Annotated in this window: 14 protein-coding genes and 3 pseudogenes; 12 read left to right on the top strand and 5 right to left on the bottom strand. The window is 42.5% G+C overall.

From position 1 onward, the window contains the following. Positions 1-185 precede the first annotated feature (185 nt). Positions 186-3,839, bottom strand: a pseudogene (metH, locus tag ACOBWA_RS02725) (methionine synthase). A gap of 718 nt (positions 3,840-4,557) precedes the next feature. Between metH and ACOBWA_RS02730 the strand changes: the two are divergent. Further along, entirely contained in the window at positions 4,558-5,112 is a 555-nt protein-coding gene (locus ACOBWA_RS02730; RefSeq protein WP_057758533.1) for a fasciclin domain-containing protein, read from the top strand. Between the two features lie 421 nt (positions 5,113-5,533). Continuing rightward, positions 5,534-6,139 (top strand): fasciclin domain-containing protein, encoded by a 606-nt coding sequence (locus tag ACOBWA_RS02735; protein WP_101204951.1) that lies wholly within the window; start codon positions 5,534-5,536, stop codon positions 6,137-6,139. A 409-nt stretch (positions 6,140-6,548) separates the two neighbouring features. Here the strand turns inward: ACOBWA_RS02735 and ACOBWA_RS02740 are convergent, their stop codons facing one another. Continuing rightward, the gene (locus ACOBWA_RS02740) at positions 6,549-8,096 is read right to left on the bottom strand and encodes an alanine/glycine:cation symporter family protein (RefSeq protein WP_179799634.1); all 1,548 of its coding nucleotides are present in this window, start codon (positions 8,094-8,096) and stop codon (positions 6,549-6,551) included. Positions 8,097-9,052: 956 nt separating this feature from the next. Between ACOBWA_RS02740 and ACOBWA_RS02745 the strand changes: the two genes are divergently transcribed. The 4 genes from ACOBWA_RS02745 to ACOBWA_RS02760 all read left to right on the top strand — a co-directional run bounded on the left by ACOBWA_RS02745 (position 9,053) and on the right by ACOBWA_RS02760 (position 12,794). Further along, on the top strand, positions 9,053-9,685 hold the full coding sequence (locus tag ACOBWA_RS02745) for a LemA family protein (protein WP_057758539.1): 633 nt from the start codon (positions 9,053-9,055) through the stop codon (positions 9,683-9,685). 129 nt (positions 9,686-9,814) lie between these two features. After that, positions 9,815-10,999 carry a TPM domain-containing protein gene (locus ACOBWA_RS02750; protein ID WP_420230152.1) on the top strand — a complete coding sequence of 395 codons (1,185 nt, stop codon included), beginning with the start codon at positions 9,815-9,817 and terminating at the stop codon, positions 10,997-10,999. 71 nt (positions 11,000-11,070) lie between these two features. Next, entirely contained in the window at positions 11,071-11,595 is a 525-nt protein-coding gene (locus tag ACOBWA_RS02755) for a TPM domain-containing protein (RefSeq protein WP_101204947.1), read from the top strand. Between the two features lie 200 nt (positions 11,596-11,795). Then, positions 11,796-12,794: an adenosine deaminase gene (locus ACOBWA_RS02760; RefSeq protein WP_420230153.1), complete on the top strand. Its 999-nt coding sequence runs from the start codon at positions 11,796-11,798 to the stop codon at positions 12,792-12,794. A 101-nt stretch (positions 12,795-12,895) separates the two neighbouring features. On the opposite strand, the gene ACOBWA_RS02765 is transcribed toward ACOBWA_RS02760, so the two are convergent. Continuing rightward, on the bottom strand, positions 12,896-13,696 hold the full coding sequence (locus tag ACOBWA_RS02765) for an SIR2 family NAD-dependent protein deacylase (protein WP_420230154.1): 801 nt from the start codon (positions 13,694-13,696) through the stop codon (positions 12,896-12,898). 35 nt (positions 13,697-13,731) lie between these two features. Between ACOBWA_RS02765 and ACOBWA_RS02770 the strand changes: the two genes are divergently transcribed. Next, a complete protein-coding gene (locus ACOBWA_RS02770; RefSeq protein ID WP_420230155.1) occupies positions 13,732-14,094 on the top strand; it encodes a hypothetical protein in 363 nt (120 codons plus the stop codon). A gap of 625 nt (positions 14,095-14,719) precedes the next feature. Here the strand turns inward: ACOBWA_RS02770 and ACOBWA_RS02775 are convergent. Further along, a pseudogene (locus tag ACOBWA_RS02775) lies at positions 14,720-16,185 on the bottom strand (ATP-binding protein). 1 nt (position 16,186) lies between these two features. Continuing rightward, a pseudogene (locus tag ACOBWA_RS02780) lies at positions 16,187-16,905 on the bottom strand (heavy metal response regulator transcription factor). Positions 16,906-17,132: 227 nt separating this feature from the next. On the opposite strand from ACOBWA_RS02780, the gene ACOBWA_RS02785 reads away from it, so the two are divergent. The 5 genes from ACOBWA_RS02785 to ACOBWA_RS02805 all read left to right on the top strand — a co-directional run bounded on the left by ACOBWA_RS02785 (position 17,133) and on the right by ACOBWA_RS02805 (position 21,142). After that, positions 17,133-17,417: a hypothetical protein gene (locus ACOBWA_RS02785; protein WP_102093213.1), complete on the top strand. Its 285-nt coding sequence runs from the start codon at positions 17,133-17,135 to the stop codon at positions 17,415-17,417. Between the two features lie 176 nt (positions 17,418-17,593). Continuing rightward, a complete protein-coding gene (locus tag ACOBWA_RS02790; protein ID WP_197102714.1) occupies positions 17,594-17,872 on the top strand; it encodes a hypothetical protein in 279 nt (92 codons plus the stop codon). 90 nt (positions 17,873-17,962) lie between these two features. Continuing rightward, positions 17,963-18,556, top strand: coding sequence for a c-type cytochrome (locus ACOBWA_RS02795; protein ID WP_197102716.1), 594 nt, complete (start codon positions 17,963-17,965; stop codon positions 18,554-18,556). A gap of 139 nt (positions 18,557-18,695) precedes the next feature. Next, complete coding sequence (locus ACOBWA_RS02800) at positions 18,696-19,343, top strand: DUF411 domain-containing protein (protein ID WP_420230156.1); 648 nt, start codon at positions 18,696-18,698, stop codon at positions 19,341-19,343. Positions 19,344-19,441: 98 nt separating this feature from the next. Continuing rightward, on the top strand, positions 19,442-21,142 hold the full coding sequence (locus ACOBWA_RS02805; protein WP_420230157.1) for a copper resistance system multicopper oxidase: 1,701 nt from the start codon (positions 19,442-19,444) through the stop codon (positions 21,140-21,142). Positions 21,143-21,167: the final 25 nt, after the last annotated feature.

Genomic DNA, 21,167 nt, shown 5'->3' on the forward strand with positions numbered 1-21,167 from the left:
ATAATAAAGTAAACAATAATCTAGCATGGTTATCGCTAGTGAATGATAAAAGTATTTTGCTATGAACGTAGCGATAAGTTTGCTGATAACAAATAAAGGATGCGCCATAAAAAATGGCTTACCCATATTAAATAAGTAAGCCAAAAAATAACTATCAGGTTTCTATAACTTTATTAGCCAATCGACTATAAATTTGGATTTAACCACTTCTCAGCTGTTTTCATATCCCAGCCTTTACGCTCAGCATAACTCTCTAACTGATCACGACTGATTTTTCCGACGTTGAAGTATTCACTGTCAGGATGCGAGTAATAGAATCCGCTGACCGATGACGCAGGCCACATCGCATAGCTTTCGGTTAGCGTTGTACCAATTGCATCTACCGTACCGAGCCAGTCAAACAATTTACCTTTTTCCGTATGCTCAGGGCAAGCAGGGTAGCCAGGTGCAGGGCGGATACCGACGTATTTTTCTTTAATCATCTCATCATTGGTAAGTGATTCGGTTGGTTGGTAGCCCCAGTACTCTTTACGTATTAGCTCATGTAAATGTTCGGCAAATGCTTCAGCTAAGCGGTCAGACAGCGCCTGTACCATAATGGCATTATAGTCATCGCCTGCTGCTTTGTATTGCTCAGCCAGTGCTTCTGTACCGACGATAGAAACAGTAAAGCCGCCCAAGTGATCAGTGTGGGTGTCTGATGGTGAGATAAAGTCTGCCAAGCTAAAGTTAGGCTTGCCGCTTGCCTTGTCGCTTTGCTGACGTAAGTGCTCAAACTGGTAGGTCGGTTTACCACCATTTTGTGGGTCATTGTCATATACAGTGACGGTATCTGCGCCAGTACGGCGCGCTGGCATCAGTTTAAACACACCTTTCGCTACGATTGATTTTTCATCAATCATCTTTTGTAGTAGCTCTTCTGCATTTTCAAACAAATCGCGAGCCGCTTCACCAACCACATCATCTTGCAATATTTTCGGGTATTTACCGGTCAGACCCCAAGAGATGAAGAATGGTGTCCAGTCAATATAAGGCAGCAGATTCGCGATTGGATAGTCATCCAATATCACTTGTCCTAGTTTATTTGGCACTGGTGGCACATAGGTTTCCCAATCATACTGAAAGCCAATCTTGACTGATTCGGCATAGGTGACTTTGGCAGCTTTTGGTTGACGCTTAGCCAGACGCTCACGCACTTTGACATACTCTTCGCGTGTCTCATCGATGAGCGCTTGACGGTGTTCTTTTGATAGTAATTTGGTCACCACACCGACTGAGCGCGAAGCATCCGATACATAGATGACGCCATCGTTTTGATATTGCGGCTCGACCTTGACGGCAGTATGCGCTTTCGAGGTCGTCGCACCGCCAATCATCAATGGTAGTGTCATGCCGCGCTCTTGCATTTGCTTGGCGACATAGACCATCTCATCAAGACTTGGGGTAATCAGACCAGACAGACCGATGATATCGACTTTTTCTGCGATGGCAGTATCGAGGATTTTTCACATGGCACCATGACGCCCAAATCGACGATATCATAGCCATTACAGCCAAGCACCACGCCGACGATGTTTTTGCCGATATCATGCACGTCGCCTTTGACAGTTGCCATTAGGATTTTACCTTTGACCTCGCCTTCGACCTTTTCCGCTTCGATATACGGGTTTAGCCACGCGACGGATTGCTTCATCACGCGGGCAGATTTTACGACTTGCGGTAGGAACATTTTACCAGCACCGAATAGGTCACCGACGATATTCATACCGTCCATGAGCGGCCCTTCGATGACTTCTAGCGGTTTAGGGTACTTCTCCCATGCTTCTTTGGTATCCGCTTCGATAAAGGTCGTCACGCCTTTGACCAGTGCGTGGGCGATGCGTTCTTCTACCGTGCCTTCGCGCCAGCTCATATCGACAGTACTGTCTTTTTCTTGCCGCCATCTTGGTAGTTTTCAGCGACGGTCATTAGACGTTCAGTGGCATCTTGACCAGTTTCACCTTGATTGCGGTTGAGCATGACGTCTTCAATAGCGTCACGGGCTTCCTTTGGAATATCATCGTACAGCTCAAGCATGGCTGGGTTGACGATACCCATGGTCAGGCCGTTTTTGATCGCGTGGTATAAGAATACGGAGTTGATCGCTTCACGGATTGGATTACCACGGAAACTAAACGAGACATTGGATACGCCGCCCGAAACCATCGCATTCGGCAGGTTTTCCGTAATCCAGCGCGTGGCATTGATAAAGTCAGCGCCATAGTTGTTGTGCTCGGTGATACCTGTGGCGACGGCAAAGATATTTGGGTCAAAGATAATGTCCTCGCTAGGAAGCCCACTTCGTTGACCAGTACGTCATAGCTGCGTTTAGATATTTCAATCTTGCGCTCGTAAGTGTCAGCCTGTCCGTCTTCATCAAATGCCATAACGATAATCGCGGCACCATAACGCATACATAATTTAGCACGTTCAACGAACTCAGCGTGACCTTCTTTTAATGAGATAGAGTTGACGACAGATTTGCCCTGCGTACGTTTAAGGCCTTCTTCGATGATGTCCCATTTAGACGAGTCAATCATCAGTGGGACACGGCTGATATCTGGTTCGCCTGAGACCAAGTTGACGAAATGAATCATCGCTTGCTTGGAGTCAAGCATGCCTTCGTCCATATTGATATCGACGATTTGCGCGCCGCCCTCGACCTGATCGCGAGCGACATCGAGTGCTTCGGTATAGGCTTCGGTTTTAATCAAACGTAGGAATTTTTTAGAGCCTGTAACGTTGGTACGCTCACCGACATTGACAAACAGACTATCAGAATTGATGGTAAATGGTTCAAGACCTGATAGTCGGCAGGCAGGGGCTATCTCAGGAATAACACGCGGTGGATAGTTTGCCACGACTTTAGCGATTTGACGGATATGCTCAGGCGTCGTACCACAGCAGCCACCGACAATGTTTAAGATACCTGCTTTGGCAAACCCTTCGAGTAGGGCAGCGGTTTCTTCAGCAGTTTCATCATACTCACCAAACTCATTGGGCAGACCAGCGTTTGGATGCGCAGAGACAAAAGTATCAGCGATGTTTGACAATGTCTGAATATGGGGACGCAGCGCATCAGCACCTAGCGCACAGTTAAAGCCAACAGACAATGGCTTGGCATGGCGAATCGAGTTATAAAACGCCTCGGCCGTTTGACCAGATAGCGTACGACCTGACGCATCGGTAATCGTACCTGAAATCATAATTGGCAGCTCAAAGCCAATATCGTCGAACACACCAGTGATCGCAAATATCGCGGCTTTGGCATTTAGCGTATCAAAGATTGTCTCAATCAAAATGATATCGACGCCGCCTTCTATCAGGCACAAGGTCGCTTCACGGTAGTTGAGTACCAACTCATCAAAGGTGATATTACGAAATGCAGGATCATTGACATCAGGCGATAGCGAGCACGTACGTGACGTCGGTCCCACAACACCCGCAACGAAGCGCGGTTTCTCAGGCGTTTTTGCGGTAAATTCATCCGCCGCTTCTCGAGCAATCTTGGCCGCTGTCCTATTTAGTTCTGGCACTAGATACTGCATGTCATAGTCAGCCATCGACAGACGCGTACCGTTAAAGGTATTGGTCTCGATGATATCAGCGCCCGCTAGCAGATGATCGTGATGAATGTCTTTAATCATGTTCGGCTGAGTCAGTACCAGCAGATCGTTATTGCCGCGTACATCTTGGTCGATAGCAGCAAAACGCTCACCACGATAATCCGCTTCTTCTAGTTTATAGGTCTGAATCTGCGTACCCATCGCACCGTCTAACATCAAAATGCGTGATGCCATCTGCTCAGTGATACGGGAACGAGCGGTTAGCTGCTGCTCTTTAAATGGAAATACAGCGGGCGGCGTTAATATAAAGTCATTAGCGGATGAGGAACTAGAGGCGGTATCGGTATGAGAATCGGTTGGTGAGGTCGTCGTTGGAATCATAGGTGTGCTGCTTATATCGTAATTATTAAAAAAGAAGGAATAACAAACCAGTAGCGTGCAGAGTCTCACGAAGAGGACCGTAAATTTGCATTATTTTAGCATGAAAAGTTTGCTACATAGGGATACTGCATATTCCTCTTTGGCAATAGATAAATAAGAGGAGAGCTAAGTAACAGAGTAAGATATCAGAGTCTATTTCATAAAGTAGATACGCACAAATGAATATCATTTCGCTAAGGGCTTACATAAAGCTTTTCTTTTGCAAATGAAAGCCAACGGGAATGCTCAGAAGTCAGACAGAGTTTACACCCGTACTACAAAAAATTGCGCAAAGGCAGGTTGATAAAGATTGCTTACATGTTAATTTAATTTCAGAAATACAAGGTCTTAGTAAGTCCTACTTATAAATATAGGCTCATTTATTAGCAATAACTTGTATCAAAAGTATCGGTATTAGCAGTGCAGTACAGTGAGCAAATGGCATTAGCAGGCAGGATGATCTGTAAGACAGTAATATCATAGTTGAAACAATACCAACGTCAAAGAAATTCAAATCATTAAGGAAAATGTTATGAAACTTACTAAAATTGCCACCATCGGTACATTGGCTATCTCAATTGCAGGTCTAAGTGCTTGTAATAATATGATGCCAGCAAAGACGGGCGATATGAAAGCACCAATGCATAGTCAGAGTATGGCTAAGATGAATGTTGTACAAATTGCCCAAAGCAATCCTGATTTTTCAGTATTGGTAGAAGCGGTACAAGCAGCAGGTCTAGTCGATATGTTGTCTGATCCTAACGCCCACTATACGGTGTTTGCACCGACCAATGCTGCCTTTATGCAAGCATTGCAAGAAACAGGTATGACCAAAGCACAGCTATTTGCTAATAAGCCATTATTAACCAAAGTATTGGGTTATCACGTAGTCGCTGGTGATATGGCGATGTATGCCAAAGATGTGAAGCCTGGTAACGTAATGACCGCTAGCAAAGACACGTTGATGGTAACTAAAGAAGGCAAATTGATGGATGAAAATGGTCGCACAACGAATATCGTGAAGACTGATATCGCTGCCAACAATGGCGTCGTTCATGTAATCGATAGAGTATTGTTGCCTAAATAAGTATTAACTGAGGCATACCCACTGTATTTATTATAAGACTAAGCAGCCATTGTTTGTGATGATTTCATTATCAGACAATGGCTGTTTTAGACTTTAGAGCTTTATCTATATAAGTTTCTGTTTAGGTTTAAATTTTAAAACAGACATCTAAAAGTAGTTAATCCAAATCATTTTTCTTAAAAATCGCAATAACTGATATACAAGCAAACAATGCCATATACGTGATTGATACAGTGTTGCTACTTAAGTAAATACCATTTGAAAATTAAACAGTTAGACTGAGAACTATCAATATAACGGACTAAATAGTATGACTGAGTAATTGATACATTTATCAATCATTGGTCACCATTATATTTATCGAAAGTTATTAATTTAAATAAATCCCTTAATCAATTATTTATCCAAAAAGGAATTACCTATGTTAAAGAAGAATTTGTTATCTATCGCAGTTGTAACCGCAGCCATGTCACTAGCAGCGTGTAACGATACTGAGACTGTTGCAGAGCCAACTGAACCAGAAGCCACTGAAGAAATGGCAGTTGAGCCAGTTGCTGAGACAGAAGCTGTTGAAGCTGAGCCAATGGCCGAAATGGATATGGAAGCGACTCAAACTATCGCTGAAATTGCAGCAGAAAATGAAAACCTAACTATCTTAACCGCTGCGCTACAGGCTGCTGGTCTTGATACTATGCTAATGGAAGAAACTAAGCATACTGTATTTGCACCAACTGATGATGCATTTGCGCCAGTACTAGAAAAACTAGGCGTGACTAAAGAAGAGTTGTTGGCCAATACAGATTTGCTAAAAACGGTTCTTCCTTACCATGTACTAGCAATGGAAGTTAAAGCGGCTGATATCCCATACGGTACTGAGATTGAAACGGCGAATGGTAAAACCATCACTATCAGTGAAGACAATATAATTACTGATGCTACTGGTAACACAGCAAATATTACTGGTACAGATATCATGGCAACCAATGGTGTGGTTCACACTATCGATGCAGTATTAATGCCTGAATAAGCTGTCTATTAACGCGTAGATTCGTAATCTACAAGTTATTTAAAGAAAGCCTAGCCATCGTGCTAGGTTTTTTATGTCTATGAATTAAGAATAGGGGAACTGTGGTTTACCTATACTGGTACGACGACTTAATTAATATAAAGTAGTTTAATGCTAAAGCGAGCTCTATAAAGAAGACAGGCAAAATACAAAATAACAGTCAGATGTTATTTCGAATACAGATTAATTTTGAGAATAAAAGGGCAGTTTTAAGGTATTAAATCAGTTCTTATGAACGTGGGCTTTGATGTTTTTTCGGTAAGCTATTCTGTAGTGGTGTGGAAAACTATCCAAACAAAAAAGCCCGAGACTATAGTCTCGGGCTTTTTATTTATTCAATAAGATTAAGGAGTAATCCTATTAAATCGATTTACACTTTATCTTTACGTAATGGATCAGCGTTCATGCTTTTTTGCTGTGCTAGATGACGCTCTTCCCAATACGGTGCGTTTTTGATACCGAATTTAGCAGGGTCAAAGCTATAGCGAGTGACGCCAGCTTTACGCTGAGCTTCATAGTCTTTAAGCATAGTAAGTGTTGGACGAGCCACGATGAAGATGACAAGAATACCAACAATGTTAAGCCAAGCCATAAGACCAACACCGATATCACCGATTGCCCAGATATAACCAGCTGAGTTTAGACCACCATAAGCAACCATCGCCATGATAAGAATTTTCACTAGGAATAGACCAGTTCTGTTCGCACTACGACCAAGGAAGCGTGTTAAGTAAGCGACGTTTACTTCAGCGATGTAGTAGTAAGCCAGAATTGTCGTAAAGGCAAAGAAGAATACAGCGATTGCGATAAAGACATTACCAAACGTACCGTATACAGATTCCATTGCCATTTGCGTGAAAGCAGGAGCATTGATTTCAGTAGCAGCGGCGACGTTCTGTACGATGAACTGACCATCTGGTAGCGTACCTTGAATGTTATACATACCAGTAGACAAGATCATGAATGCAGTAGCAGAACATACTAGTAATGTATCAACATATACTGAGAATGCCTGAACTAAACCCTGCTGTGATGGATGCTCAACTTCAGCAGCAGCAGCAGCGTGAGGACCTGTACCCTGACCAGCTTCGTTAGAGTAGATACCACGTTTCACACCCCAACCGATAGCAGCACCAAAACCTGCTTGTGCAGTGAATGCATCACCAACGATCATACCAAATACATCTGGAATCAAGCTGAAGTTGCTGAACATGATGATTAGCGCTAGGGCAATATAACCTAATGCCATAAAAGGTACTGCAAACTCAGTAAAGGTTGCAATACGCTTAATACCACCAAAGATGATGATACCTAGCACGACTAAGATGATAGCCAAGCCGACCAAACGCATAGAGCCAACTTCTAGGCCTGCAACGTTCATGATCGTACCTTCGCCCATTACCTGTGCAAATGCACTGATAACACCGTTCGCCTGTACACCAGGTAAGAACATACCACATGATAAAATAGAAGCGATTGCGAAAAGGATACCGTACCACTTTTGACCAAGGGCACGTTCAAAGTAATAAGCTGGGCCACCGCGATATTCGCCAGTTACCACATCTTTTTCTTTATAAATCTGAGCAAGAGTAGATTCGACATAGGCTGTAGATGCGCCTAGGAAGGCTACGATCCACATCCAGAAAACGGCACCTGGGCCACCGAAGCCGATAGCAGCAGCTACCCCAGCGATGTTACCCATACCCACACGACCGGCGAGTGAGACGGCAAGTGCCTGAAATGATGAGATACCCTGTGCACTAGATTTACCAGTGAATAGGAGTTTGATCATCTCACCGAATAGACGTACTTGTACAAAGCGCGTCATAATGGAATAGAACAGACCGGCACCCAAGCAGAGATAAATCAGCGCTGGGCTCCAAATAATTCCATTTACTAAGTTAACTAAACCTTCCATATTTATGTTCCTAGTACTGTCTCAAGGTGGCACTGTTTGCTAGGAGTAAACTAACTGGTTAACTTACTTATTTAAGTTAAGCAGTTAAAGTCTCTGCATCGACTTATTTGTTGTCTAAGTCTCATGTGCTTGGCCACCAAGAATGGACTGTAGTTGTCTGTATTTACCCGCGTATCTCGTCAGTAATACGGACTATTTGCATAGCGCTTATCACTGACAATATAAATATCAGCTGCGTTTACTATTATTCTACAACCTCAACTACTGCGGTCTTCTATCATCATGTTATACGTCAGATGAGTCATAAGTTGACCGGCGGATAAAACAGGCGGTTATATAATTAAATATCCATCACCATGATGGCATTCAACTTACTATGAGCTGTCTTGAGTAAATACATGATTGGTATGGCGAATTGATAGTATTAAGCGATAATTTGACAGTTAATTGATGTTTTTATTAAGAAATTAACAACTCGCTAATACTAATCAAACTATAAGTCCACTACCAAATGTATTCAAACCGTACGGCTACGTAACTGCAATTTGCCATATTTTTGTACTAATTACTAGAAATTTCTTTGTAGACGGTAGATATATTCGTATTTTATGTCGTAGATACATTAGCAAGATTTGGATAATATATAAATAATTGTTTGTACTTTCATAACATTTAGTCTGATTGCGCCAGACTGCTAGATTTTTGCTCTATATCTATCATGATAAAAACGCGTTATCGTTAACGCTATGCGGTTGTGTTTTGGTAACGGTCAATTGTAAAAAGCCGTATATAACGCCATCATTAGGACAACTTCTTTTGATATCATGCTGATAGAGTGATGCGCAGATATACAATATATAGAGCGCATGACTGCCGTATGAATACCAAGAAAACTTAAAAATATTAAAAACGTGGTACTGGATATTTGTTATTTATCATTATTAGGAGAATCAACAATGACGCGTAAATCTATTATGAAGCCGATGTTGCTAGCCGCTTTATTGACAACCTCTACAGTCGGTCTAAGTGGCTGTGGCTATAACAACCTGCAAGCACAAGATGAGCAGGTCACTGCTTCATGGTCAGAAGTGGTCAACCAGTATCAGCGTCGTTCTGATTTGGTGCCAAACTTAGTCAAAGTCGTACAGCAATACGCCGAGCAAGAGCAAGAAGTCTTCACCCAAGTGGCAGAAGCTCGCTCACGTGCGGGCGGTATCACGGTAACGCCAGAAGTACTCAATGATCCAGAAGCGATGGAGCGTTATGCAGCAGCGCAAGAGCAGATGACAGGGGCATTGTCACGTTTGATGGCAGTGTCTGAGCGTTATCCAGATCTAAAATCAGATGCACTGTTTCAGGACCTGCAAGCGCAGTTAGAAGGTACTGAGAACCGTATTGCTGTGGCTCGTAACCGTTATATACAAGAAGTGCAGGGATACAATACAACGGTGCGTCAGTTCCCAACCAATATCACTGCAAAAGTATTTGGTATGGATACTAAGCCCAACTTTAGTGTGGCTAATGAGGAAGCGATTTCAACCGCACCAAGTGTTGATTTTGGCGACTCTACAGAAAAGTCTGCTGAATAAAATTTAGAATTAATGTGACAATAGCAATAGAGCGGCATAGGCAGCTCTGTTTATTTAGCTAATGGTTCAATGATGATTAGTTAGAGTCTATCAATTGGTAAAGATGTTATCTGAGGTGGTATAGATTAGATGAATAATTCAAAAGCAATCTTATCAGCATTACTGTTTACGTTAGGTGTCGTCAGCGTGCCTGCATTGCACGCTGCACCCAATGATACAGCGGTGGCGACAGATAGCACCTCGAATCTGCAAAACCGTAGTGTCGAAGAGTTGGTGGCCGTTGCTAAAGCAGGAGAGTCTAACGAAGCAATCAATGATGCTGTATTAAATAATGATGCCATCAATGGGGTAGTGCTCGGCAACGACGCTATCAATCAAAACGCAGATAACCAAAGCACAGCAAATGATACAACCAATGCTCAAACAACCGCTCAGCCACCTGTAGGCTCCAGTGCCGAGGGTGTTGACGCTGACAAGTTGATACTTAATGAACCAGTCGTTGATCAGGCCAATATTTTAAATCCTCAAGAGAAGCTACGTCTAGAGGCGCAGCTTAGAAGTATTTATCAGCAGGGATTAGCACAAGCAGCGGTGGTTATCGTACCAACTACCAATGGCGTACCAATATTTGATTATGCCTTGCAAGTTGCTGAGAAGTGGGAACTGGGTGATGAAGCTATCGATGATGGCCTGCTGATTGTCGTTGCTGTCAATGACCGTGATATGTATATTCTAACGGGTTATGGACTAGAAGGCGTCTTGCCCGATGCGGCGGTTAACCGTGTCATTCGCGAAGATATCACACCGTTATTTAAGCAAAATAACTATGGTGCGGGGATAATCGCTGGCGTTGAAGCGCTCAAAACACGCCTAACTGCTGATCCTGAAGTCTTAGCCCGTGCTGATGCACAAGCCGCAGAACGTACTGCTCAGCAAAGCTCAGACGAGCTGCCATCACCTATTTTCTTATTTATCATGGCGATGATTTTTGGTAGCTTTATTACTAATATATTGGGCCGAGTATTTGGTTCTATCATTACCGCTGGTGGGTTTTTTGCAGGTTCGATGGCTTTAGGCGGCGGTTTCTTTATGACGCTGATTATGGCGATATTCATCTGGATGTTTTTGATCTCACGCGGTGGTGGCGGTGGAAAAGGCGGCGGCGGTAAAAATGGGCGCAGAGGCGGCATGATTTTCTTACCCGGTATGGGCGGCGGTAGTGGAGGCGGCTTTGGCGGTGGTGGTTTCGGAGGCGGCGGCTTTGGCGGTGGCGGCGGTGGTTTCGGCGGCGGCGGTGCAGGTGGCTCGTGGTAAGTATTCCACACACGCAAACAAAATAAACTCTACATAACCATCGAAAACGACGTACTTGAGGAAATAATATAATGGTAGAAGACAACGCTTCAAACCCCAGTTTTGCCCGCTGGTGGCGTCAAGTTTTGTTCGTCCCTTTATTACATAGTAAGTGGCTAACAACAGAATCTAAGGCGCGTCTAACAGATGCTGTGACACGAGCCGAGCGTGGGCATCGTGGTGAGGTGTTCTTAATTGTAGAAAACCATCTGCCTATCCAAGAAGCTTATCGCATGAACTGCCGTGAGCGTGCGATTGATTTGTTTAGCGAATATCGCGTCTGGGACACGGAAGAAAATACGGGCGTCTTGATCTATGTCAATGTATGCGAGCGTAAACTAGAGATTGTCGCAGACCGAGGTATCAGCGCTCATGTGAGTCCAACAGTATGGAATGCAATGTGCGAAAAGGCAGTATCTGGTATTGCTACTCAAAAGACAGAAGAGAGCTTGGCTGAATTGTTGGATGAAGTGGGGCAGGTATTACGTCAGTATTATCATTTAGAGCATGATCCAGAAGGCAATGAGCTGTCCGATACAGTGGTATTTTTAAAGTAGTTTGCGCCTTATATGGTTGTATTAAGAAGGTTGCTTTTATAAGTAGCTTATCTATACGGTCAAAGGGGTTTGTTTTAGGCGATATGCTTTTAGTGTTAAAATAACTCTTCTGGGACAGATAATGCCTTATATACAGTTTGATTATCCTACTGTGCAACATTTACTAGGGCTCGTCTCGATAACACCATTATTGGAAGACTATGATTGAATTAATAAAGAAACTACCGAAAGCTGAACTTCATCTACATATCGAAGGTTCGTTAGAGCCTGAGCTGATGTTTAGACTGGCCAAAAAGAACAACGTAGAGATACCTTATAAAGATATTGAAAATGTACGCAGTGCTTATAACTTCACCAATCTACAGACCTTTTTAGATATTTACTATGCGGGTGCAAACGTCCTGCTTACAAAGGATGATTTCTATGATTTGACATGGGAATATATTCTTAGATGTGTTGAAGATAACGTCATCCACACAGAGATATTCTTTGATCCGCAGACGCATACCGAACGCGGTGTACCTTTTGAAGCGGTCATCACAGGTATCAAAGAAGCACTTGCAGATGCTAAAGCAAAATACGGTATCACGTCATGTATCATCATGTGTTTCTTGCGTCATTTATCGCAAGAAGAAGCGTTCAAGACATTAGAACAAGCACTAGATTATAAAGACGACATTATCGGTGTTGGCCTTGATTCATCAGAGTTGGGTAACCCACCATCGAAATTTAAAGAAGTCTTCCAAAAAGCCAAAGAAGAAGGCTTTAAGTTGGTTGCTCATGCAGGCGAAGAAGCAGACTTCTCGTACATCTACGAAGCGTTAGATTTATTGAATATTAATAGAATCGATCATGGTGTGCAGTCTATAAAAAGCCCAGAATTGATGCAAAGACTCAAAGATGAGCAGATGCCACTGACGGTTTGCCCGAACTCAAATATCGAGCTAAAAGTCTTTGAGACTTATAAAGAGCACAATATTAAAGAGCTTTTAGATTACGGTCTAAATATCAGCGTTAACTCAGATGACCCTGCGTATTTCAAAGGCTACGTGAATCAAAACTTTATCAATCTATATGAGAATCTGCCGATTACGGAAGACGATGTCATCACCTTGGTAAAGAACTCATTTAAATCGGCATTTATCAGTGATGAATTGAAAGAAGCTTACTTGGCGAGAGTTGATCTTGCATTGAAATAATTTTAACGAGCTTGTTTTTAGTAGCAGAGGCTTAACGGTTTATATGAATCGTTAAGCTTTTTTATTGTCTGTCATTCAGTAATATCTATGAGTAGTAGCAATTATAAAGCCGTAATCTCTTCTATAAGCAGCGGCAAAACGATTCCTGCTTTTTCTGCTAATGTGATATCGACGATGGTATTTGGCGTTGGGTCAGGGTTTATCTCAATAATTTGCGCGCCGTTTTGTTTGGCTAGCTGTGATAATCCAGCAGCCGGATAAACCAAGCTTGAGGTACCGATACTGATAAACACTTCGCAATTAGCCGCAGCATCTTCGGCAGCCTGCCAGGCCTGTACAGGTAGAGCTTCGCCAAACCAAACAATATCTGGTCTGATGTAACCGTCACAATGCGGACAGTTAGGCAGTGTTTCATCAAAGTTCATGGTGCCTTGATTGTCGTACGACGCTCTCGATTGATCTTGATAGGGTGTCTCACACTGACCACAGCGGTTACGCCACAGATGACCATGCAGGTGAGTCACTGCGCTACCAGCTTGCTCGTGCAAATCATCGACATTTTGGGTGATGAGTATCACTTGCTGATCGGAGGTTTGCGCATGATACTGCCACTGAGCCAACGCATGATGGGCAGGATTTGGTGCTTTGTCTGCGACCATTTGCCGACGCCACTGATACCATGACCACACCAGCTTTGGATCACGAGTGAACGCTTCAGGGGTGGCCAAGTCTTCGACACCGTAATTATCCCACAGTCCTGTTTGCTTATCTCGAAATGTTGGGATGCCACTTTCTGCTGAAATGCCAGCCCCAGTCAAAATGCAAATACGCTGTTTCGATGACAACAGTTGTGCTGCAAGTTTTACTTCTGCTATTAACGCTGGTAATAATTCTGCTAACATGAGCCAACCCTTGCTAATAATGGATATTTTTACTTATGATAGACGGAATTTGGTGGCTTGTCATATTGTTCGCTGTCATCGCAGCTTTATGGTTCGTGGCAAAATCGCGCGGCGCAAAAGCAGGCGAAAAGCATGGCGGCATAAAATCAAAGAATGCAACACCGAATGATGCGCTGCAAAAAACATCAGCGATATTAAAACAGCATTTTGCTGATTATCGAGTCACACGTAAGGCAAATCATTTGCTCGTTAGCAAACAAGATAAAAAAATTGCGATGATTACGATTGATAAAAAAATTGCTGAAGGTCAGCGCCGTTTGGGTGATGTGCCAGTGATTAATTATCACCATATACCTAGCCGTGCTCAGCTAACAGCTAACTTACAAGATGCAGAGTAAGTTATATATAGATGAGAGCACTAGAAATATATAAGCACAGAAAAACCGCAAACATTTTGAAGTGTAGGTTTAATAAGTATAGGAAGTTTAAGATAGTACTAAGGGAAGGGTAGAGCGAAATTGTAAACAGTATGATTGGTGCGCTCGGCGGGAATCGAACCCACGACCCTCGGCTTCGGAGGCTAGAACCACCATATTTCATTAAGTTATATTAATGTATAACAACCTACCATACTATACAAATAAAGAGGTGTAAAGGATTTATCGGTGTGACGTTTAGCGTCTTTTAAAGAATTTTATAGCAACATGAATATCAATTTTGGTCACTAGTTAAGTATAGAATTCAATCATTTTTTATGGTTTTAATGTACGTATTTTATACTTAAATTTTTCAGAAATTACTGATTAAGCGAATTATTAACTCATCAAAGTAATATCGGAATAAATTACTGTAGAAATGGGGTGCTATAATTTCGAAAAAATAGTCAGGCATTTCAGCCGTAGTTTAGATCTTAACGATTTTTCGAATGCATTGAAGAAACGGTTCTGGACTACACTTGCAAATACTCCGATATTGAGTTTTTGACAACAACGTTTTGAGTTTATCTTCTTTTGATTTACCTTGTTAAGCCATCAATAATCTTACAGTAACCTCAAAAAATACTCATCTTTGATAGTGATACCAACCGTACCTTTATGTGCATTAGCGATAGCCTGCACGATAGATAATCCCAACCCTGTACCTGCATACTTATGGCTAGTTTTATCATGACGATAAAATCGCTCGAATAATTTATCGGCTTGACTCTGATCTAACGGTTTGTCTAAACGATTGGTTATCGTTAGTCTCAACCATGGCTGCTTTGAGGGTCGAACCTCGTCTTCTGCTACATTAAGTGAGGTGGTTGAGGTGAAGACGGTAGCGGATATCATGATAGTACTATCACTAGCTGCGTAATAAATGGCATTTGACATCAGGTTGGCAAACAGCCGTTGCAATAAGCCTTCATCACCTAATACTCTTTCGAACTTACCTGATTTCTCAAAAGTTATCCCTCGATCTTCTGCAATCATTTCATAGTAATCAACGAGCTTTGTGATTAAGCTGTCTGTATCCACGTGACTGATTTGCGAGTCACTTAATCCTTTTGGGTTTTTGCCAGTAGCAGCATATTGTTAATCATGGCGGATAACTGCTCTAACGTATCATGCTGATGATGTAGCTGCTCGATATATTCGTCGCCTTCTCTTGGCTTAGTTAACATGACCTGCGTTTGTGTACTCAGCGTCGCTATTGGCGTACGTAGCTCATGGGCAATATTGTCTGAAAACCGAGACAAAGACTCAAAGTTACTTTCAAGCTTGACCATCATTGAATTGTAAGATTCTGCTAGTGGCCTCAGTTCTAACGGCATATCGTCAACCGCAACTCTTTCGTCTAACCTTTGGAGGTTTATGCCTTTCATTTTTGTACGATAGTGGACAAAGGCGCAAACCCCCAATACACACTTAATGCCGCTACTGAAACCAACAACAAGGTGATGGCTGTGAGTATCAAGCTCAGCTGGCGATTAAACTGGATAAGATATTGATGATGCACATTGGTAGGTAGGGCGATAAACGCCAAAATCTCTTGATTTGGAATAATAATGGCTCGGTAATGCCTATTGTTTATCTTGATCATAAACTGCTGATCGTGATGTTCCTGCCATAGTGATAACAAGCTAAAATCGGCTGGCAAACTATGAATGAAATTACTGGGGTCACTGGATAATAACTTACCTTTTTATCTGCTACTAAGGTTTTTAAATCATAATCCAGCCAAGAGGAATGCAAGTGATTGTCATCAATGAGTGATTGGGACTTTGACACTGTGAATGGTTCTATGGGCTCGTTAACACTAACCATGCGTTTACGCAGATTAAAAGCTGCATGGGTGATAATCTCTGAGTCCATTTGCTCAAAGTGTCCACTCACAGAGCGCTGCACCCACGCATAGATGATGACCTGAGAGATAATAACGAAGACTGTCAATAAGGAAATCGTTCGCCATAGCAGTGACCAGCGCCGGTTTCTGAGTGTATGGTTCATGCTATTTAGAATCGTCTCCGTCCGCATCAATTTGGACCTCAGTAGCCAGCGCCTCTAAGCGATAGCCCATTCCACGCACAGTATGAATGAGCTTTGCCTCATGACCATCGTCTATTTTTATACGCAGACGCCTTATCGCCACATCAATCACATTGGTATCGTTATCAAAATTCACATCCCATACTTGGGAGGCGATCACGGTGCGTGGTAGCACTTCACCTCGGCGCTCTAATAAAAACTGTAGTAAGGAAAATTCTTTTGCCGTGAGCTTAATAGGCTTGCCGCCTCTATGTACAGTGCGCTTGGCAATATCCATCTTGAGATCCGCTATTTGCAGAATCGTACTTTGATAATCGGCTTGATTGGCGCGTCGTAATAGACTTTTTATTCTGACTATCAGTTCTGCAAACGCAAAAGGTTTGGTCAAATAATCATCACCCCCAATCTCAATCCCTTTTATTTTATCGCTTAAGTCATCTTTTGCCGTTAGAAAGAGTACAGGCGTTTGCTTACCCGCTGCTCGGTAATTGCGAACCAGCTCAAAGCCGCTAACATCAGGCAGCATCACATCCATTAGGATCACGCTAAACTCTTCTGTCATCAATGCATGATAGCCATCTAGACCGGTTAGGTGATGATCAACAATAAATCCAGCTTCGGTTAAGCCTTTTTTATATACTCGCCTAGTTTCAACTCATCTTCTACCAGTAGTATTTTCATAGTAACCCCTCAACACGATTATGATTATTTGACATCCTAATCAATATAGATGACAAAAACGTTTTGTAACTGACAAAAATGTCATGTGCTCGTAATCAGATTGTCAGTCTTCTTTTGCTAATCTATATGAATGAAACATAGTTGCTCGTTCCTAATATCTAGCTACTACGAATTATTTTCACAGGTAATCAATTTAAACGCCTAATAACTTACAAAAGAGGTTTTATATGAAAATTCACGGTTCATTCAAAAAAGTAGTATTGCTATCGGTATCTGTACTTATAGGTATTACTACTGCTAATGCGCATACTACTGATCTAAGTACTTCAATCATCAATAACTGCGACGCTGTTACTGACTTTGCAAAAAACTTGGATCATAACGATGCTCAGCTTTCTAGCGCCCAAATGAAAAGCTATATCGATGCTAGAGTGGCTTGTGAGATTGAACACAAAGATCAACATCTACAGTCTGAAAAATACTTTATTAACAAATATGGTAGCGATAAGTAATATCAGCTCTGATGTCATACTAAAGGATTGATGACAATATTAAAAACCATAAATAGCAAGATGACAGAATTGTAATCTTGCTGTCATCTCTCTGTCAGAATCAATAAAGTATGCTTTAAAGTAACTTAATATTTTAAAGTTTTTCGACTTCATACCAAATAAAATAAGGATTTACCATGTCACTATTCAAATCAATACCACTGTCTAAATCAATCGTAGCAACTGCTATAGCCTTAGTTGTTTCAACATCTGCTTTGGCACATGACCCAAAAATGCATGCTGAAAAAGATCAGATGAATTGTGAAAAAATGGAAAAGCACATGCAAATGATGGGCAAAATGGATCATAGTAAAATGGATATGAAGGATCCTGCTATGAAAGCTATGATGACCAACATGGGAAAAATGAAAGCGATGTACCAAAAGCACTGTGTTACTAGTAAAAGTGATTCTTAGACATTGATCGTAGAAATTCAATATTATTGTTAGATGGTTTTGTCGAGCAGTAATTGGGTATTAACAAAAATGGATTTTTAGGACAAACCTATGAAGTTTTTACTAGGAATACTGCTTACTGTTTTTGTCGCTATTGTGGGCATTTTTATTGTGGTGACCAGTGGCGTGATAAATATCGGTGCTGATCAAGCCCATAGTCCGCTGGTTTACAATTTTTTAGAAACGGCACGTACGCGTTCAATAGCAAATGCTAGTAAGGACATTGCGGTTCCAAACCTAGAAAAGACAGAAATGATCAGCTCGGGCGGGGCAGACTATAAAGATATGTGTGCAGGCTGTCACTTATCTCCTGGGGTAGAAAGTACTGATTTTAGTGCAAGTTTATATCCAAAGCCGCCCAATTTTACCAATACTGAATTGGTGGAACGCTATAAAACAGATGCCGGTGCTCAGCAAGCCTTTTGGGCCATTAAACACGGTATTATGGCATCAGGTATGCCCGCATGGGGCGCTTCGCACGATGATGATAGAATGTGGGCAATGGTCGCTTTTATCAGATCGTTACCTGAATTGAATGAAAACCAGTACACCATGCTAACCACTAGGATAGACGATGATATGTTGGGCATGTCATTTGATGGTGAGATGGATATGTCAGGTGATGGATCCGGAATGCAACATTGATTTTTCGTAAAAGATGCAGTGCTTAATAGTGCTGCCTTTTGCGATTTGAGTTTTAAGCTTTACCAGTACTACTTTGGTCAGTGTTACGGCTTTAATTTTTATAAATGTGATCGTCAGATAGACGCTCAGGAGTGGTTTTATGAGACGCTATACCAATAGATTTATTAATGAACATAATCTGATATCTGGCCGTGTGCTCTCAGCGATTGTGGTATTGCCATTATCGTTAACGATAGCCGCTTGTAGTCAACCTAACGCGACTACTGCTGACTCAAAACCAGCGACTGAGCCAACTACCGCTACGCAAAAAACCGCGCTAATAGAGCAACCACAAGCCGAAATAATACCTGTCAGTGCTCATTCAGATACCCAATCAACTATTTTGCGAAATGTGTCAGCCACCGTCTATAAAGATGCCAATTGTGGTTGCTGTAAAGAGTGGGTCGGCCACGCAGAAGACAATGGGTTAAGCGCAGCTACCCATGATGTTGCCGACGTGTCTTTGTTTAAAGATCGTTATGGCGTACCACAGCAAATGCGCTCTTGCCATACTACCGTTACTACCGATGGCTTTGTCTTTGAAGGCCATGTCCCTGCCAAATATATGGCACAGTTTCTAAAGAATCCGCCAAGTGATGCGATTGGCCTTGCCGTACCTGGCATGCCAGTTGGTAGCCCTGGTATGGAATATCAAGATAAATTTATGCCGTATAAAGTGATGCAGCTTAACAAAGACGGCTCAACAGCCATTTATGCAACCATTGACTCACCGCAGCAGCAAATCTAGTTTGATTAAAGCATTACATAGCTCATTCTGTTCTATTAATGAGCCAACAGTTATATGAACTCAACTCCCATTTCACGGATTAAGTTAGGTAAATTATTATGAACAAGAATATGTTCAATCGCAGGCGCTTCTTAACAGGGTCTTCTACTTTGTTAGGGGCATCCATGCTATCTACGCTGCCGTCTATTGCCAATAGTGCGCTAGGAAAAGGTCAACAAAACGTAGCCGTCAACAGTGATAAAGCTGACCATATCGTACCCATTCTAACCGGTACAGAGTTTGACCTGTATGTCAGCAAGAAGCCCGTTACTGTCAATGGCAAGTCGAGTATGGCAACCCTCATCAATGACTCACTGCCAGCGCCAACGCTAAAGATGCAAGAAGGCGATACCGTGACCATCCGTGTCCATAACCAGATGAATGAGTCGACCTCTATTCACTGGCATGGCTTGCTCGTCCCATTTGAAATGGATGGTGTGCCAGGTATCAGCTTTGATGGTATTCCTGCGAAGAGTACCTTTACCTATAAATTCAAACTCATTCAATCAGGTACATATTGGTATCACTCCCATACTGGCTTTCAAGAGCAAACTGGAATGCGCGGGGCTATCGTCATTGAGCCTAAAGGCCGCGAACGCTATCCAGTCGCCGAAGATCACGTGATTTTATTGAGTGATTGGACACACCGCGATCCGCATAACTTGCTAAAGCTATTAAAGCAGCGCGCTGACTTTGATAACTACCATTTGCCAGATTTTAAAAAGCTATTGTCTGATATTGCCGCAACAGATCTAGAAGCCGCTTATGACAAGCGCAAAATGTGGAATAAGATGCGCATGATGCCGACGGATTTCACCGATCTGTCTGGTGAGAAGACATTCACTTACCTTATGAATGGTAAAACTACCGCAGCCAATTGGACACAGCTAGTGAAAGCGGGACAGCCCGTCAAACTACGCTTTATCAATGGCTCAGCACAGACGATATTCGATGTGCGTATACCGGGTCTGGAAATGACCGTCGTCTCAACGGATGGCAATGATGTCGCGCCCGTTGCGATTGATGACTTCCGTATTGGGGTGGCTGAGACTTATGATGTCATCGTCACGCCGACCAAAGATGCACATACCATATTTGCCCAAAACATTGATCGTTCAGGCTATGTCGCGACCACGCTTGCGACCAAAAAAGGCGCTCGTGCTGCAATACCTGCTATGGATAAGATCGAATGGCTGACCATGGCTGATATGATGGGGGCTATGGGTGACAAAGGCTACAAAGCACGGCATGCTAAGACCGAGTACGACTTTAAATCTGATATGCGCGTCGACAGTCCACGTATGAACCTCGATGATCCTGGTATTAACCTGCGTGATATTAATAGAAAGGTTTTGACTTATGATCAATTGCGCTCCGTGGATGAGCAAGTATTGGCAGAGCAGCGCAAGCCTACTAGAGAGATCGAATTACATTTGACTGGCAATATGGAACGCTATATCTGGGCGCTAGATGGTGTCATGTTTAAGGATGCAACGCCTGTTAATATTAAACCTAACGAGCGTGTACGCATTACCTTAGTCAATGACACCATGATGAATCACCCTATGCACTTACATGGTATGTGGAGTGATTTGCGAACCCCATCTGGAGACTTTCAGGTACGTAAACATACGATTGTGGTTCAGCCAGCGCAAAAGATTAGCTTCGACGTGACGGGTGAAGTTGGACGATGGGCGTGGCATTGCCACCTGCTTTATCACATGGAAGCCGGTATGTTCAGAGAAGTTGCCGTCGTTTAACAAACCTTCGAATATGAGGCTTATT

The sequence above is a fragment of the Psychrobacter sp. ER1 genome (assembly GCF_048631835.1).
Classification (GTDB): Bacteria; Pseudomonadota; Gammaproteobacteria; order Pseudomonadales; family Moraxellaceae; genus Psychrobacter.